This is a genomic window from Haloplanus salinarum, from assembly GCF_009762275.1.
GTDB classification, from domain to species: Archaea; Halobacteriota; Halobacteria; order Halobacteriales; family Haloferacaceae; genus Haloplanus; species Haloplanus salinarum.
This window is the reverse complement of sequence record NZ_CP034345.1, coordinates 513,706-528,251: the sequence shown is the minus strand read 5'-3', so window position 1 is coordinate 528,251 and position 14,546 is coordinate 513,706. Positions and strand designations below refer to the sequence as shown.

Sequence of the window (14,546 nt, the reverse complement as noted above, 5' to 3'; positions counted from 1 at the left end):
CCGGCCGCGAGCGGATAAATCCCGTTCACTCCCCGTCGGCGAGGGTCTCGACCGTCGCCTCCAGCAGCCGCTCCCGGGTCCGCTGGCTCGCCTCGGCGTCGGTCCGCACCTCGATCACGTCGGTCCCCTCGCGCTCCACCGAGTCGGCGTAGGCCTCCCGGAACGCCTCGCGGTCGTCGACCGCGACGTGCGTCAGGTCGTAGAGATCGGCCGTGGGTTCGAACTCGCGGCCGTGTGGCGTTTTGAACGACTCGGTGAACGGCGGGTCGAAGGATTCGATGGGGAGGCGATGGAAGATGCCGCCGCCGTCGTTGTTGACGAGTACGACCGTCGCGTCGACGCCACACCGGAGCGCGGACAGCAGACCGTTGCCGTCGTGGTAGTAGGCCAGGTCGCCGACCACGAGGGTGAGGTGATCGGCCGTGGCGCTGCCGGCGCCGAGGCCAGTCGAGACGACGCCGTCGATGCCGGAGGCGCCGCGGTTGCCGAGGACGGTGTAGTTCGCCGCGACGGGCGGCGCGTACCGGTCGGCGTCCCGGACCGGGTTCGAGTTCGACACCACCAGCGTCGCGGGTTCGGGCGCGAGGTCGGCCACGTCACCGAGGATCGCCCCCTCGAAGTAGCCGCCCGCGCCGTCGTCGACGGCGTCGCCGACCGTCTCGCGGTGGACCCGCTCGGCTTCGGCCCAGCGCTCGCGCCAGGCGGGGGCGTCCGGCCCCCCGACGCGTTCCGCCAGCCGGGCCGCAAGCCGCGAGGGGTCGGCGACGATCAGATCCGTCGCCCGGAACGCCGCCTCGCGCCACCCGCCCGCGGGATCGACGACGAACTGCCGGGCCCCGGTCCGCGCGAGGTACCCCCGGAGTCGCTTCGAAGTGGGCGAGGCGCCGACCCGAACGACCACCTCGGGGTCGGGCCAGTCGTCGGTCACGCGGGGGTCGAGATAGCCGTCGTAGCCGCCGACGGTCGTCGTCACGCGGGTGTGGCCACCGAAGCGGAGCCCCGAGAGCGGGTCGGCGAGGATCGGAAAGCCCGTCGCGTGCGCGAGAGCGGTGATCGCCTCGGGGTCGACCCCCGGCGGATCGGTCGGTCCGGCGACGAGCAGCCCCCGTTCGACCGATAGGGCCTCGACGAGCGGTCGGACGTCGACGCGGTCGAGTCGGGGCGTCCCCGTCGTCGTCCGCACGAACGGCCGGTCGTCGCCGCGTCCGGCGGCGGCCAGCGGGTCGAGGTCCGCGGGGACGTCGCCCGGGACGGGCGTCGGTTCCAGAGGCTTGCGGAACCGACAGTTCAGGTGGACCGGCCCCGCGGGCGTCCCCGTCGCCGCGGCGAGCGCGCGGGCGGCGGTCGTCCGTAGCGAGCGGAGCTTCCGTTCCTCGGCCTCGGGTTCCGGCAGGTCGGCGTACCAGCGGACGGCGTCGCCGTACAGCTTCTCCTGGTCGACGGTCTGGTTGGCGCCGCTGTCGTGGAGTTCGGGCGGGCGGTCGGCGGTGAGCAAGAGGAGGGGCACGCGTCCGCGGTCGGCCTCGATCACCGCGGGGTGGTAGTTCGCGGCGGCGGTCCCCGAGGTACAGATCAGGGGCGTCACCTCGCCGGTACGGCGGGCCCGACCGAGCGCGAAGTAGGCCGCCGACCGCTCGTCGAGGACCGAGTGGACCGTCAGGTCGTCGTGGTCCGCGACGGCGGTGACGAGCGGCGTCGAGCGACTCCCCGGGGAGACGACGACGCTCTCGACGCCCCCGCGGACGAGTTCGTCGACCAGCGTCCGCCCCCAGAGGACGTTGCGGTTCGGCGCGCTCATCGCTCCAGTTCGTCGAGGATCGGGCGGTATTTGAGCTGTACCTCGTCCCACTCGCGGTCCGGGTCGGAGTCGGCGACGACACCGACGCCGGCGAAGAGCGTGGTCGACGTGTCGCGGGCGAGCGCCGAGCGGATGGCGACGGCGAAGGTGCCGTTGCCGGCGGCGTCGACCCAGCCCACCGGGGCGGCGTACCATCCGCGGTCGAACGGTTCGGTCTCGCGGATGGTCGCCAGCGCCCGCTCCGGGGGGAGCCCCCCGACGGCGGGCGTAGGGTGGAGCGCCTCCACCAGGTCGAGGACGTGCGTGTCCCGATCCAGCGTCGCCGTGATGGGTGTAAAGAGGTGCTGGACCGTCTCGAGGCGACGGACGCTCCGCTCGCCGGCGGTGATCGAGGAGGCGAAGGGGGCGAGCTGTTCGCGGATGGTCTCCCCGACGAGTTCGTGTTCGTGGACGTTCTTCTCGTCGTCGAGCAGTTCCTCGGCTAGCCAGTCGTCCTCGGCGGGCGTGTCGCCGCGGCCCGTCGTGCCGGCCAGCGCCCCCGTGGCGACCGTGCGGCCGTGGCGGCTCACGAGTCGCTCGGGCGTGGCGCCGAAGAAACTCGGCCGGTCCGGTCCGGCCGTCGGTTCGACGAGGAAGCGATAACAGTCGGGGTAGGTCGACCCCAGGCGCGCCAGGACGTCGGGCACCGAGAGCGGCCGGTCGAGGGTCACGTCGAGCGCCTGCGCGAGGACGACCTTCCGCAGGTCGCCGGCGCGGATGCGCTCGACGGCGGCCTCGACGGAGTCGCGCCACGCGTCCCGCGGGGTGGTGCGCGTCCGCGAGACGATTTCGGGCGGCGGGCCGGCGTCCGTGTCGTCGAGGCCCGCCAGGCGTTCGCGCTCGGCGTCGAGGCGTTCCTCGACGGCGCCGGCCGTCGCGTCGTGGCCGACGGCGTTGACCGTCAACCACGTCCCACGGTCGGTTTCGGTCACCTGCACCCGGGGGAGGACGAACCGTGCGCCGGGGAAGTCGGCCCAGACGGAGCCGTCGCCGCCGTCGTCGTGGAAGGCAAAGCCCCCGAACAGACGGGGGCAGGCGGCCTCGGTACCGGCGTGGACGTCGCCGGAGCGCAACACCCGATCGATGCCCTCGCGGACGGCGGCAAAGCGGTCCCGACCGTCCGCGGTGAGTTCGGCGGCCACGCCGCCGGCGACGACCGTCGCCTCGTCGGGTCCCGTCCAGAACGTCCGCGGCGCCGGCAACGCGTCGAGGGCGACACGGAGCGAGGGGACCGACGCCCGGATCGACCGACTGACGAGACGCGTTCCCGTCTCGTCGCTTCGCGGGACACCCATTATAAATCCGTGAGGCCGCCGCACTCTTTTACCTAACTATCCGTAGCGTTCCTCCCGCCAGGGGTTCGCCGTCACGGAGTACCCCCGCTGCTCCCAGAAGCCGCGCTGTGGTTCGGTGAGGAACTCGATACCGGTGACCCACTTGGCGCCCTTGTAAGCGTAGCGGTGGGGTGTGACCACGCGGACGGGGCCGCCGTGCTCCCGCGGGAGGGGGTCGCCGTCGAACTCGAACGCGAGGAGCGTCTCGGGACGCAGACACGCGTCGAGGGGGAGGTCGGTCGTGTAGTCGTCCGCAGCGTGAAAGAGGACGTGTTCGGCGTCCGGGTCGACGCCGGCGTGGTCGGCGAGCGTCCGGAAGGGGACCCCGGTGAACTCGCAGTCGAACCGGCTCCACCCCGTCACGCAGTGGAAGTCCTGTCGCTGCGTCTCGACACCCAGAGCGGTGAACGCCTCCCAGTCGAGGGTGCGTGGCTCCGCGACGGCGCCGCTCAGCGTGAGCGACCACTCCTCGCGGGTGACCCGCGGTTCGTTCCCCTTCGAGAGGACCGGAAACCCCTCCGTTCGGTGTTGTCCCGGCGGGAGACGCTCGTCGCCGAACTCCCGGTAGAGTCCGGTGACGTCTTCGACCATACGGCCAGTGGCGGCCGGAGACAGGTATGCGTGTCGGTGGATTGTACGATTTGATAAATTCAGTTAAGACAAACCGAGAATAAGATTCAGTCGCCGAATATTCTGTTTTTGAATGTCGGGCTTTCCCCCGCAGAATTTAAATACGCCCCTTCCAAACCCTCGAACGTCCAAATGCCGAACGTGGAAATAACCGTCCCGGAACACCTGGAGATGCAGATCGCCCAGTTGATCGAGCAAGGGGAGTTCGTCAACCGGGAGGAAGCCATCCAGGAACTGCTCTCGACGGGGCTCCGGGCGTACAAGACGAGCGGTCCGATCGAGGAGGAAGAGCCCGGATTCGAGGACGAGGGCATGATGGGTCACGAGGACGAGTACGTGTTCTGATACTGTGTATTGTAAATCATTGCCGGTGGTTCGCCGGACTGTCCTGGCGAACCACCGGTGAACAGTTACAATAATCCGTATGAGCCGCCGCGGACGGTCCCCAGCGCCGACGTGTATGCGAGGGCGGCGCAATAATCCTTAACCGGCCTTCGTCCGTACGCGGGTGTATGCACAAGGAAGAACTCCTCGAACTACACGAGCAGATGGTGACGATCATGAACTACTTCCGGAGTCAGGAGACCGTCGACTCCGAACTCTTCGAGCCGTACGAGTCCCTGAGCGTCGACCCCTCACACGTCCACAAGTCGAAAAGCGAGCACAAACACGCGGTGTTCGTCCTCGGCAACGCGCTGGCGACGGCGATGAGCGAGGACGAGTTCTCGGACGCGGGCCGGGTCGGTAAGCGGATGGCCGAACTCGCCGAGGACGCCGAGAACAAACTGTAGTCGGCGACCGGACCTGCGACGCCCCGACCCGCCGAGCGACGGCCACCCCGTCGCCCGTCGGATTCATTACGGCCGGGGCGTGAACGAGGGACATGCTCGGCCTCCCGGACGCGGCGACCCTCTTTCGGTTGGCGGTAGTCCTCTCCCTCCTCTTCGCCGCCGCCGCCGTCGTCGCGTTCGACCGCCCGCGGGGTCGGTGGGGGGCCCGCCTGCGCTCGCGGTTCGTCCTCGGCGTTCCGTGGGGAACGCTCGTCTCCGTCGGAATCGTCCTCGTGGTGTACCTGTTCGTCCAGGGCGGCTGGGGCGACTGGTACGCCCCCGTCACCATCCCCTTCCGGGCGTGGTCGTACCTCTACCCGCTGGGGATGCTGACCGCCGGCTTCGCCCACTCCGGGGCGGGCCATCTCGTCGGCAACCTCGTCGGGACGCTCGTGTTGGCTCCGCTCGCGGAGTACGCGTGGGGTCACTTCCCCCGCGAACGGGGCACGCAGACGTTCACCTCGTCGCTGACCAACCCCTACGTGCGGGCGTTCGTGGCGTTTCCGGCCGCCGTCGTCGCAGTGGGGCTGTTCACCGCCGCGTTCTCCCTCGGCCCCGTCATCGGCTTCTCGGGGGTGGTCTTCGCCTTCGCGGGGTTCGCGCTGGTTCGCTACCCCATCGCGACGGTCGTCGCCCTCAGCGTCGGCAACGGTCTCCGGACGCTCTACCGGGCGCTCCGGACCCCCACGCTGTCGGCGAGCGCCGGCCCCTCCTACTCCGCGCCCTGGTGGTCCGACATCGCCATCCAGGGACACGCCATCGGACTCCTCGCGGGCGTCCTCCTCGGGGTGTGGTTCCTCCGGTCGAGCGGGTCCAAGCGGCCGTCGGCGGCTCGGGTCGCCGTCGGCGTCGCGCTGTTCGGCGTCGGACAGTCGCTGTGGGCGGTCTACTGGTATCGCGGCGGCGAGACGTACGTCCTCTATCGGGCGGCGGGGCTCGCGCTGGTGGTCCTGCTGGCGGCGCTCGTCGCCGGAACGGTCGCGGCCTCGGCACGGCCGCTCCTGTCGGCGCCGAGGCGTCCGGACGCGCTCCGGTCGGTCCCGCGGTGGCAGGTGGGAGCCACCGCTCTGCTGTTCTGTACCGCCGCCATCGCCGGGCCGGCGGTCCCGGTCAACCTGATGACGACCCAGGCCGGCGACCTGCCCGGGGAGAGCGACCCGCTCACGGTCCGTGGCTACGAGGTGACCTACGCGGAGGACGTCCCGAACGGGATGGTGTCGGTGGTCGACGTGGAGGCGTTCGGCGAGACGACGCAGGTCAACACCTCGGGGGTGATCGTCAGGAACCGCGACCGGGGCATCTGGATGACCGCCGTCTCGAAGGGACGACTCGACTTCACCGGGACGACGCGGGTCCGCGTCGGTGGCGTCGGGTGGCGGGATTCGGTCCGCGTCCGGCGGACCGGATGGGACGCCGTCGGCGGCGGAACGGTCTACCGGGTCGACCTCGCGCACGGGGACCGGAACGTGACCGCCTACACCTCGCCGCCGGCGCGGGCCGACCCCGTGATCGCCGGCCGGAACGTCACCCTCGAAGCGGCGCCCGGAGGGTTCCGCCTCAACGTCTCGCTGGGGAACCGATCGGCCGTGGCGCCGATGCCCGCGGTCAACGAGACGCGGTCGGTCGGCGGCTTGGAGTTCGCCAACGTCCAGGGACGGGTCTACGCCGTCGACGGCGGGACGCGGGTCCGGGTCGCCAAACGGGAGACCTACGAGTAGTCCGCGCGCCGACCGCGCGCCGGGAACCCGGCCACCGGCGTCAGGACCACTCGATCCGGAACACTTCCGTGTCGATCTCCCGGCGGTCGGCGGCGTGGTGGTCGAACTGCCGGTCGAGGTCGAACTGCGCGGCGAAGGCGTGGGTCACCTCGCCGCCGTTGTCGGCTGCGAACGCCTCGACGAACTCCCGGCTGCCGGCGTTGTGGACCGAGTAGGAGACCTCGGCGATCTCGGCGGCCGTCGCCAGGAACGCCCGGTCGGCGTGTTCGTTGCCCGACTGGGCGCCGAACGGCGGGTTCATCACGACCGTCGTCGGGCCGTCCGGACGGATCGGCGCGCGGGTGGCGTCGGCCTGGACCCAGTGGATCTCCGTGCGTGTGCCGACACGGCGTCGGTTCTCGCGGGCGACCTCGAGGGCGTCGCGATCGATCTCGACGCCGACCGCCCGTTCGGGACCGCGCAGCGCCGCCCCCAGGGTGAACATCCCCGTCCCCGCGCCGAGGTCGACGACCGTCCGTCCCTGGATGTCGTCGTTGAGGTCGGCCACGTGCACCACGTGCGCGGCCAGTTCCGGCGGCGTCGGGTACTGTTCGAGGGCGGCCTGGGGGTTCTCGAAGCCGGCGACCACGGCCAACTGTCCGGCCAGTTCGGCTTTCGTCGCCATCATCGACCCACCCCCCCACGGACCCACGTCGTCCGTTCGTCCGTCGCCTGCCTCCGGGACCGTGTGGGTGTCATACTCGTCGTTACATATTTTCTAGTTATACTAAAGTCTTTGTGAATGCGCAATAGTAATCACAGAGTGCGGATACCGGGTGTTACGGGGCCGTAGTTCGCTCGGCGATCACACGCTCCGACGTCCTCAGGCCGCACACGACCAGAGGCCGCGTCGCTCCTCGCGGGCGGTCCGTTCGAGCGCCGCGTACCGGGCCCGCTCCCGAAACGAGGAGTCGTAGAGTCGCGCGTGGCCGCGTTCGAGCAACGCCGCGTTGAACGACTCGCCGTCGACGAGGACGTACGCGAGGAGTCGGTCGTAGCCGCCGCGTCGCCCCTCCGTCGCGTCGAACCGGAGCGTCACCTCCCGGTCGGCGAGTCGGTCGACGGCGAAGGTCGTCGCCGCCTCGCCCTGGCGCCGGAGACAGCGGTGTCCGGCCTCGGTGTCGGGCACGCCCTCGAACTCCGTGGGGTCGTTCTCGACGTGAACCTCCGGCGTGTCGACGCCGAGCAGTCGCACCGTGTCGGTCCGCCCGTCCGGGAACCGCACGTCGAGGGTGTCGCCGTCGACGACGTCGGTCACGCGGACGGTGGTCCCGTTCTCGGGCGTCCGGGTCGACCCCCCGCTTTCGTCCGACGGCACGGGGCCGACCCCGAGACAGCCGGCGCTCACGAGAAGGAGGAGGACGACGACCGCACGACGCCGGCTCACGAGAAGGAGGAGGACGACGACCGCACGACGCCGGCTCACGACTCGTCGTCGGCGTCCGCGGACAAAAGCGCCCCGGTGGTCACATCTCGGCGAGCGTGTCGATGCCGAGCAGACCGAGGCCGTTCTCGAACACCCGTGCGGTCGCGTCGGTCAGGGCGAGACGTTCCTCCGCCGCGTCCTCGGCGTCGAGGACGCGGTTCTTGTGGTAGAAGGAGTTGAACACGTGTGCCAGATCGAGGAGGTAGCGGGCGAGCGGCGCCGCGTCGTATCGCTCCTCGCACTGTTCGAGCACGAGCGGGTAGCGCCCGAGCTGATGGAGCAGGTTGTGGTCCGTGTCGTTGAACGTCTCGGGGTCGATAGCGTCGACGGCGGGGACCGTCTCCGCCGCGTCGAGGATGCTGTACGCGCGGGTGGTGGCGTACTGGACGTAGGGACCGGTGTCGCCCTCCAGCGACACCGCCTCGTCGATGTCGAAGGTGATGTCCTTCCCGCGATTCGAGGCGACCATCCCGTATTTGACCGTCGCGAGCGCGATCTTGCGGGCGATGGCGTCGACCTCGTCCCCGTCGACGTCGCGGCCCTTCTCCTCGACGATATCGCGGGCGCGCTCCCGGGCCGCGTCGAGCACCTCGCGGACGGTGACGATCTGGCCGCCGCGGGTCGACATGCTCCCCTCGGGGAGGCTGATCATCCCGTAGTCGATGTGTTCGAGGTGGACCTCGTCGTATCCCATCTTCCGAGCGGCGACGAACAGGCGCTGGAAGTAGCGGTTCTGCTCGCTGGCGACGACGTAGACCGACTGGTCGACGTCCAGTTCGCCGACCCGGTACTCGATGGTCGCCAGATCGCGCGTCCCGTAGACCGTCGAGCCGTCCGACTTGACGATGTAGAAGGCGTCGAAGTCCGCGTCCTCGACGCTTCCGGCCTCGTCGAGCAGTTCGCGGGCCCGGTCGAGCGACGGGTCGACGGACGCGGTCTCCGGGTCGCCCGCGTCGCCGTACTCGTCGGGGTAGATGGGAATGAACACCGAGCCGTCCGGCCCGCGCATCGCCACGTCCTCGTCGAGGGCCTTCTCGACGACCAGATCGTTCCACCCCTCGCGGGCGTAGAAGCTCTCGCCCAACCAGAGGTCGAAGTCGACGCCGAGTTCGGCGTAGACCCGCTCGAACCGCTCGACGCTCGCCTCGCGGAACCGCTCCCAGCGCTCGACCGCCTGCTCGTCGCCGCGTTCGAGACGCGCGAACCACTCCTTGCCGTCATCGACGTGGTACTGTCGCTCCGTCGTGACCGCCTCGTCGAACTCGTCGGTCACGGCGTCGAACGCCTCGACGTCCTCCAGCATCGAGTCCCGCTGCTCGAACTGCTGGTAGAGCTCCAGCAGGTGGGCGATCGGGTCGTCCTCGAAGGCCGCCTCGTCGCCGAATTCGACGTACTCGTGGAGGAGGTTGCCGAACTGGGTGCCCCAGTCGCCGAGGTGGTTGTCGCGGGTCACGTCGTGCCCCCGTGCCTCCAGGACGTTCATCAGCGCGTCGCTGAGGATCGTGTTCCGCAGGTGCCCCACGTGGAGGGGCTTGGCGATGTTCGGCGAGGACACGTCGGCGACGATCCGGTCGGGGTCGGCCCGCTCCCGCGTCCCGTACGCCGCCCCCTCCGAATCGATCGTCGACAGCGTCCGCAGAGCCATCCGGTCCACGTCGAGGTGGTAGTTGATGTGGCCGTTCTCGACGGTAACCGAGTCGATGCCGTCGGGCAGTCCGCTCTCGCGGTGTCGGTCGGCGATGTCCGCCGCGACCGCCATCGGGTTCGCCCCCGCGTCGGCCGCGATGGCAAAGGAAACCGCGGACGAGAACTCCCCCTTCTCCTCGTCGTCGAAGTCCTCCAACTCGACGGTCGAGGGCTCGACGTCGCGGCCGTAGCCCGCATCGGCGACCGCGGCGCGTATCCCCTCGAACAGCTCGCGCTTGATGGCTCCAAGCATTCTTCGGAAATTCTCGCCCCTACTGCCGGATAAATCTCACTACATCGCCGGCGTCGGAGGCTAAACGGTACCGTCGTGCCGTCACGCCGACCGCCGCGACGCCGTGGCGTCGCCCCGACCGTCGCCGTTGGCGGTCACCCGGACTCGGCGTGTTCCGCGAGCAACTCGCGGGCGTGTTCCAAGTGTCGCGCCCGAGCGTCGTGGGTAGTCTCGGCGATGGTTCGCAGTTTGTACCGAACCCGACAGCGATACCCGGCGTCCAGGCCCTCCCCGCGACTGGCGCGCTCCCAGAGCGTCGCGGCGAGCCTGTCGAGTCGCCGTTCCTCGCCGGTCTCGGGTGGCTCCTCGATGGCGTCGATCAACCGCCGGTTCACCTCCCGTAGCGTCCGCATACTGTCGAGGTTGATCCGGTGGACGGAAATATCTTCAGGCTCGCCGGACGGAGAGGGCGTCCCGGCGGCGTCCCCACGGCTACCTGGGGGCTCGTCGTGACCGAACGAAGTGAGCGTCCCGGCGGCGATTTGAACGCCGGTCCCTGGCTCCGGAAGCCAAGAGGATAGTCCACTACCCTACCGGGACACGTCGATCCAACGTAGCCCGGAATCACGTATATACCTATTGATCGGGCGTCGGTAGGGGGCCGTCACGGAACGGCCCGCGGGCCGACGGTCTCACGCTCGGAGGATCGTCGGGAGATATATCACCCGGACGGCGACAGGTCCGGACGTTATGGGTCCCCGAACGCAGCTCTCCAGACGACGAGCCCTCGCGTCGATCAGTGCGCTCGCCGGGGCGGTCGCCGGCTGTACGGGCGGTGACAGCGAGGACGCGACCACGCCGTCGCGGACGCGGACTGCCGATCCGACGGCGACGGCCCCGCGGTCGACGGAGGCAACAGAGAATCCGGACGAGCGCGCGGCGCTGATCGACGCCATCGACAGCGAAGCGGTCGCCATCGATCCGGACGCGTCCGCGGACGGGCTGGGGCCGGTCGCGACTCGCCTGGCTCAGTCACCGATCGTGGGTATCGGCGAGAACTCACACGGCGTGAGCGAGTTCAAGGGCTTCGCACACCGGCTCGTTCGGCGTCTCGTCGCCGATCACGGCTATCGACTGGTCGCCATCGAGGGGACGATCGGCGATTTCGGTCCCGTCGACCGCTACGTCGCGGGTGCGGACGTCGACCTCGACGCCGCGATGGGGTCGATCGAGTTCTACTTCTGGCGAACGGACGCGATCCGGCGTCTGTTCGAATGGTTGCGGGAGTTCAACGCCGGACGGCCGGCCACGGACCGAGCGGTGGTCCGGGGGTACGACGCCCAGTTTTTCGACGTGAACGCGACGGCGGTACGATCCTACCTGGAACGGGTCGATCCGGCGTATCTCGACGGAATCGACGAGCGACTGATGCCGCTTACCCGGCCGCTCTACGAGCGTCACGATGCCGACCTCCTGACCGAAGCGCGACTCGACCTGCTCGACTCCCTCGGGGACCGGCTCCGGGCCCGTCGCGACGCCTACGTCGCCGAGACGTCGACGGCCGAGTGGCGGCTCGCCCGCCGGCACGTCCGGACGCTCGAACGCGGGTTGCGGTTCCAGGCGGCCCTCCGGGCCGAGCGGTACACACAGGGCAAGCGCGTCAGGGACGCCGCGATGGCCGAGAACGTCTCGTGGCTCCGCGACTGGACGGGTGCCGACCGGGCAGTCGTCCTGGGCAGCACGAACCACACGATGCGCAACGACGGTTCGGGTGAGGCCGCCCGCATGGGACAGCACCTGGCCGACGAGTACGGTGACGACTACTACTCCCTCGGCTGTCTGTTCGGCACCGGCCGCTTCAGGGCACCGACCGGCCCCGAGCGGACCGCCTTCGGGACCCACGACCTCGAGGGACCGGTCCCCGGCACGCTCGCCGCCACACTCGTCGAGGCGGCGGAGTCGTCGCTGTTCCTCGATTTCGAGACGGCACGCCGACGGGCGCCGATCGACGGGTGGCTCGACGACACGTCGCAGGTCGGCGTCTCGGTCCCGCGGGCCGCGGATCGGGGTGCCGTGCCGTTGCCGGCGGCCCCCGACGCCGTCTACGACGGGGTCGCTTTCGTCCGGGACGTCACGCCGGCCTCGTTCGCTTCGGAGGGGTGACCCGGCGGAGGGTTCGGCCGATCTCAGGGCCAGTTACCGCGGTCGTCGGCGGCGTCGGCGACCCGCTCGATGGCGACGACGTACGCGGCCGTCCGAAGGTTCGGCACGTCGACGGACTCGTAGGTGTCGACCAGTCGGTCGAATGCCTCGGTGACGACGCGTTCGAGTTCGTCGTTGACGCGCGCTTCGGTCCAGGCGAACCGCTGTCGGTTCTGCACCCACTCGAAGTAGGAGACGGTCACGCCACCCGCGTTCGCCAGAATGTCGGGGACAACGTAGACGTCGCGGTCGGTGAGGACGTCGTCGGCGTCGGGGGTGAGGGGGCCGTTCGCCGCCTCGACGATCACGTCCGCCCGCACGTCGCGAGCGATGTCCGCGTCGACGGCGTTCTCCAGGGCCGCGGGCACCAGCAGATCCACGTCGGCGGTGAGCAACGCCTCGTTCGTCAACTCCTCGTCGGCACCGGGGTAGCCGACGACCGAACCAGTTTCGCGTTTGTGGTCCTTGACCGCCGCGGTGTCGAGGCCGTCGGCCGCGTAGACGCCGCCGCTGGAGTCGCTGACCGCGACGACCGTCGCGCCCGCGTCGTCGAGGAGGGACGCGGCGACCGACCCGGCGTTGCCGTAGCCCTGCACCGCGACCGTCGCGTCGTCGATACCCCGTCCCAGGTACTCGAAGGTCTCCCGGGCGGCGAGCATCGTCGAGCGGCCCGTGGCCTCGACCCGGCCGGCGCTCCCCCCGGAGGAGGGCGCCTTCCCGGTGACGACGCCGGGTTCGGTCGTCCGCTCCAGCGTCTCGTAGGTGTCCTTGATCCAGTTCATCTCCCGTTGGCCGGTGTTGACGTCGGGCGCGGGGATGTCCCGATCCGCACCGATGAGCGGCCGGAGTTCGGTCGCGAACGCGCGGGTAATCCGTTCGAGTTCGCTCGCGGAGTACGTCCGCGGGTCGAACGCGATGCCGCCTTTCGCGCCCCCGTAGGGGATGTCCACCACGGCGCACTTGTACACCATCCACCCCGACAGCGCCGTCACCTCGTCCTGAGTGACGTCGGGGTGATACCGGATGCCGCCCTTGTACGGCCCGCGGTCGCCGTTGAACTGGACGCGGTAAGCCGGGAACTGCTCGACCAACCCGTCGTCCATCTCGACCGAGAGGGTCGTCTCCAGGACGCGTTCGGGGTGTTTGAGTCGCTCGATCACGTCGGCGTCCGCGTCGAGGTAAGCCGCTGCATCGTCGATCTGTTCCTGAAGACTCTCGAACGGGTTGATGTCCGCCATCTGGCCCGGCGATTTGCCCTCCTACAATACAGACCTTTCGACAGAGTGAGGGCGATCAGTCGGTGGTGTCCGTCCGGTCGAGGATCCGCTCCGCCTGCGCCAAAAGCGGCGCGTCGATCATCTCGCCGTCGACCTCGAAGACCCCACAGTCGGCCGCCTCGCGGGCGTCGAGCACTCGCCGAGCCCACGCGACCCGCTCGGGGTCGGGGGTGAATCCATCGACGACGACCGGCACCTGATCGGGGTGGATCACCATCTTCCCGTCGTAGCCGAGGGTGGCGGCGAACTCGGTCGCCGCGCGGAGGCCCTCGTCGTCGTCGAGGGCGGTGTGGACGGTGTCGACGGCGTCGACGCCGGCCGCCCGCGCCGCCACGACGACGCGCTCACGGGCGTACAGTACCTCCGTTCCCTCCCGCGTCCGGGTCGCGCCGAGGTCGGCCGCGAGATCCTCGGCGCCGAAACAGAGCGCGTCGACCGCGTCGGCCGCCGCCACCTCACGCGCGTCGAGGACGCCGGTCGCCGTCTCGATCAGCGCGAGGATCGGGATCGACAGGTCCCTGGTCGCGAGCGCGTCGGTCACGGTCGCCACTCGTTCGACGGTCGCTTTCGGTACCATCACGCCGTCGAGCCGCGACGACGCCGCGCCCGTCAGCGCGTCGAGGTCGTCGGCCGGCGCCCGTCCGACGCGGACGACCACCTCCGTTCCCCCGGGGTCGAACGCGGGGTCGGCGAGGAGGTCGCCGACGGCCGCTCGCGCCCCGGCCACGTCGGCCGGCGGGACGGCGTCTTCGAGGTCGAACACGACCGTGTCGGCGCCGGTGGTCGGCGCCGTACGGCACCGCTCCGGACGGTCGCCCGGCGTGAACAGGACGGTTCGGCGGGCCATACCGGGCTCTGGGCGGCCCGGGACATGAATCCGCGGTCAGAGGAGGACGACGCCAACGGTGAGGAGGTTGACGACGACGGCCACCGTCCACGGGAGTGCCAATCCCGCGGGGACGAGGCCACGGTACTCGGCGGGGAGGACGGCTCGGCCAGCGAGACCGACGCCGACGGCGCCGCCTTTCAACGCTACGAGCGCGGGGAGGGCGCCGACGTCGGCGATGAGGCCGGCGGCCACGGGATTGAGTTCGGTCAGGCCGAGGCGGAGGCCGACGACGGTGAGCGCGGCGTCGAGCGTGAGGGCGCCGAGTGCGAGCGCCCAGAGCCACGTCGCGTACGCCGTCGTCCGAGCGGCGACGGCGGTGACGTACGCACCGCCGACGGCGGGGCCGACCGTCCCCCGGCGCCGGGCGTTCGTCGAGTTCGTCCGGTCGATTGCCATACACCGTCACACGGTGACGACCCCCGTGAGTATACGGCGCGTACGGGATG

The 14,546-nt window shown here is 70.2% G+C and carries 14 protein-coding genes and 1 tRNA gene; 4 read left to right on the top strand and 11 right to left on the bottom strand.

Going from position 1 to position 14,546, the window contains the following annotated elements; all coding sequences use genetic code 11:
• Positions 1-25: 25 nt before the first annotated feature.
• From menD to EI982_RS03905, 3 genes are read right to left on the bottom strand one after another with little or no spacing between them, the layout of a single operon-like run.
• Positions 26-1,798 carry a 2-succinyl-5-enolpyruvyl-6-hydroxy-3-cyclohexene-1-carboxylic-acid synthase gene (gene menD / locus EI982_RS03915; RefSeq protein WP_157688235.1) on the bottom strand — a complete coding sequence of 591 codons (1,773 nt, stop codon included), beginning with the start codon at positions 1,796-1,798 and terminating at the stop codon, positions 26-28.
• Complete coding sequence (locus EI982_RS03910; RefSeq protein ID WP_157688234.1) at positions 1,795-3,132, bottom strand: isochorismate synthase; 1,338 nt, start codon at positions 3,130-3,132, stop codon at positions 1,795-1,797. The genes menD and EI982_RS03910 overlap by 4 nt, the downstream gene beginning before the upstream one ends.
• A 36-nt stretch (positions 3,133-3,168) precedes the next feature.
• Positions 3,169-3,762, bottom strand: a complete 594-nt coding sequence (locus EI982_RS03905) for a sulfite oxidase-like oxidoreductase (protein WP_157688233.1) — start codon at positions 3,760-3,762, stop codon at positions 3,169-3,171.
• Between the two features lie 171 nt (positions 3,763-3,933).
• Between EI982_RS03905 and EI982_RS03900 the strand changes: the two genes are divergently transcribed.
• The 3 genes from EI982_RS03900 (at position 3,934) to EI982_RS03890 (ending at position 6,349) form a co-directional block, all read left to right on the top strand.
• Positions 3,934-4,146: a ribbon-helix-helix domain-containing protein gene (locus tag EI982_RS03900; RefSeq protein WP_049936177.1), complete on the top strand. Its 213-nt coding sequence runs from the start codon at positions 3,934-3,936 to the stop codon at positions 4,144-4,146.
• A 167-nt stretch (positions 4,147-4,313) separates the two neighbouring features.
• Positions 4,314-4,592: a UPF0058 family protein gene (locus tag EI982_RS03895; protein ID WP_157688232.1), complete on the top strand. Its 279-nt coding sequence runs from the start codon at positions 4,314-4,316 to the stop codon at positions 4,590-4,592.
• Between the two features lie 92 nt (positions 4,593-4,684).
• Positions 4,685-6,349: a rhomboid family intramembrane serine protease gene (locus EI982_RS03890; protein WP_157688231.1), complete on the top strand. Its 1,665-nt coding sequence runs from the start codon at positions 4,685-4,687 to the stop codon at positions 6,347-6,349.
• A 40-nt stretch (positions 6,350-6,389) separates the two neighbouring features.
• Here the strand turns inward: EI982_RS03890 and EI982_RS03885 are convergent, their stop codons facing one another.
• From EI982_RS03885 to EI982_RS03865, 5 genes are all read right to left on the bottom strand, one after another.
• Positions 6,390-7,013 (bottom strand): METTL5 family protein, encoded by a 624-nt coding sequence (locus EI982_RS03885; RefSeq protein WP_157688230.1) that lies wholly within the window; start codon positions 7,011-7,013, stop codon positions 6,390-6,392.
• 198 nt (positions 7,014-7,211) lie between these two features.
• Positions 7,212-7,814 (bottom strand): thermonuclease family protein, encoded by a 603-nt coding sequence (locus tag EI982_RS03880; protein WP_157688229.1) that lies wholly within the window; start codon positions 7,812-7,814, stop codon positions 7,212-7,214.
• 40 nt (positions 7,815-7,854) lie between these two features.
• Positions 7,855-9,753 (bottom strand): arginine--tRNA ligase, encoded by a 1,899-nt coding sequence (locus tag EI982_RS03875; protein ID WP_157688228.1) that lies wholly within the window; start codon positions 9,751-9,753, stop codon positions 7,855-7,857.
• A 134-nt stretch (positions 9,754-9,887) separates the two neighbouring features.
• Complete coding sequence (locus EI982_RS03870; protein WP_157688227.1) at positions 9,888-10,145, bottom strand: DUF7553 family protein; 258 nt, start codon at positions 10,143-10,145, stop codon at positions 9,888-9,890.
• Between the two features lie 114 nt (positions 10,146-10,259).
• Positions 10,260-10,332: transfer RNA gene (locus EI982_RS03865), tRNA-Arg, on the bottom strand.
• Positions 10,333-10,482: 150 nt separating this feature from the next.
• Here EI982_RS03865 and EI982_RS03860 point away from each other — a divergent pair.
• Positions 10,483-11,895, top strand: a complete 1,413-nt coding sequence (locus EI982_RS03860) for an erythromycin esterase family protein (protein ID WP_157688226.1) — start codon at positions 10,483-10,485, stop codon at positions 11,893-11,895.
• Positions 11,896-11,918: 23 nt separating this feature from the next.
• Here the strand turns inward: EI982_RS03860 and EI982_RS03855 are convergent, their stop codons facing one another.
• Genes EI982_RS03855 through EI982_RS03845 form a run of 3 tightly spaced genes read right to left on the bottom strand, consistent with a single transcriptional unit; the run spans position 11,919 to position 14,496 of the window.
• Entirely contained in the window at positions 11,919-13,172 is a 1,254-nt protein-coding gene (locus tag EI982_RS03855; RefSeq protein WP_157688225.1) for a Glu/Leu/Phe/Val family dehydrogenase, read from the bottom strand.
• A 55-nt stretch (positions 13,173-13,227) separates the two neighbouring features.
• Entirely contained in the window at positions 13,228-14,058 is an 831-nt protein-coding gene (locus tag EI982_RS03850; RefSeq protein ID WP_157688224.1) for an HpcH/HpaI aldolase/citrate lyase family protein, read from the bottom strand.
• Positions 14,059-14,094: 36 nt separating this feature from the next.
• A complete protein-coding gene (locus tag EI982_RS03845) occupies positions 14,095-14,496 on the bottom strand; it encodes a DUF5658 family protein (protein WP_157688223.1) in 402 nt (133 codons plus the stop codon).
• Positions 14,497-14,546: the final 50 nt, after the last annotated feature.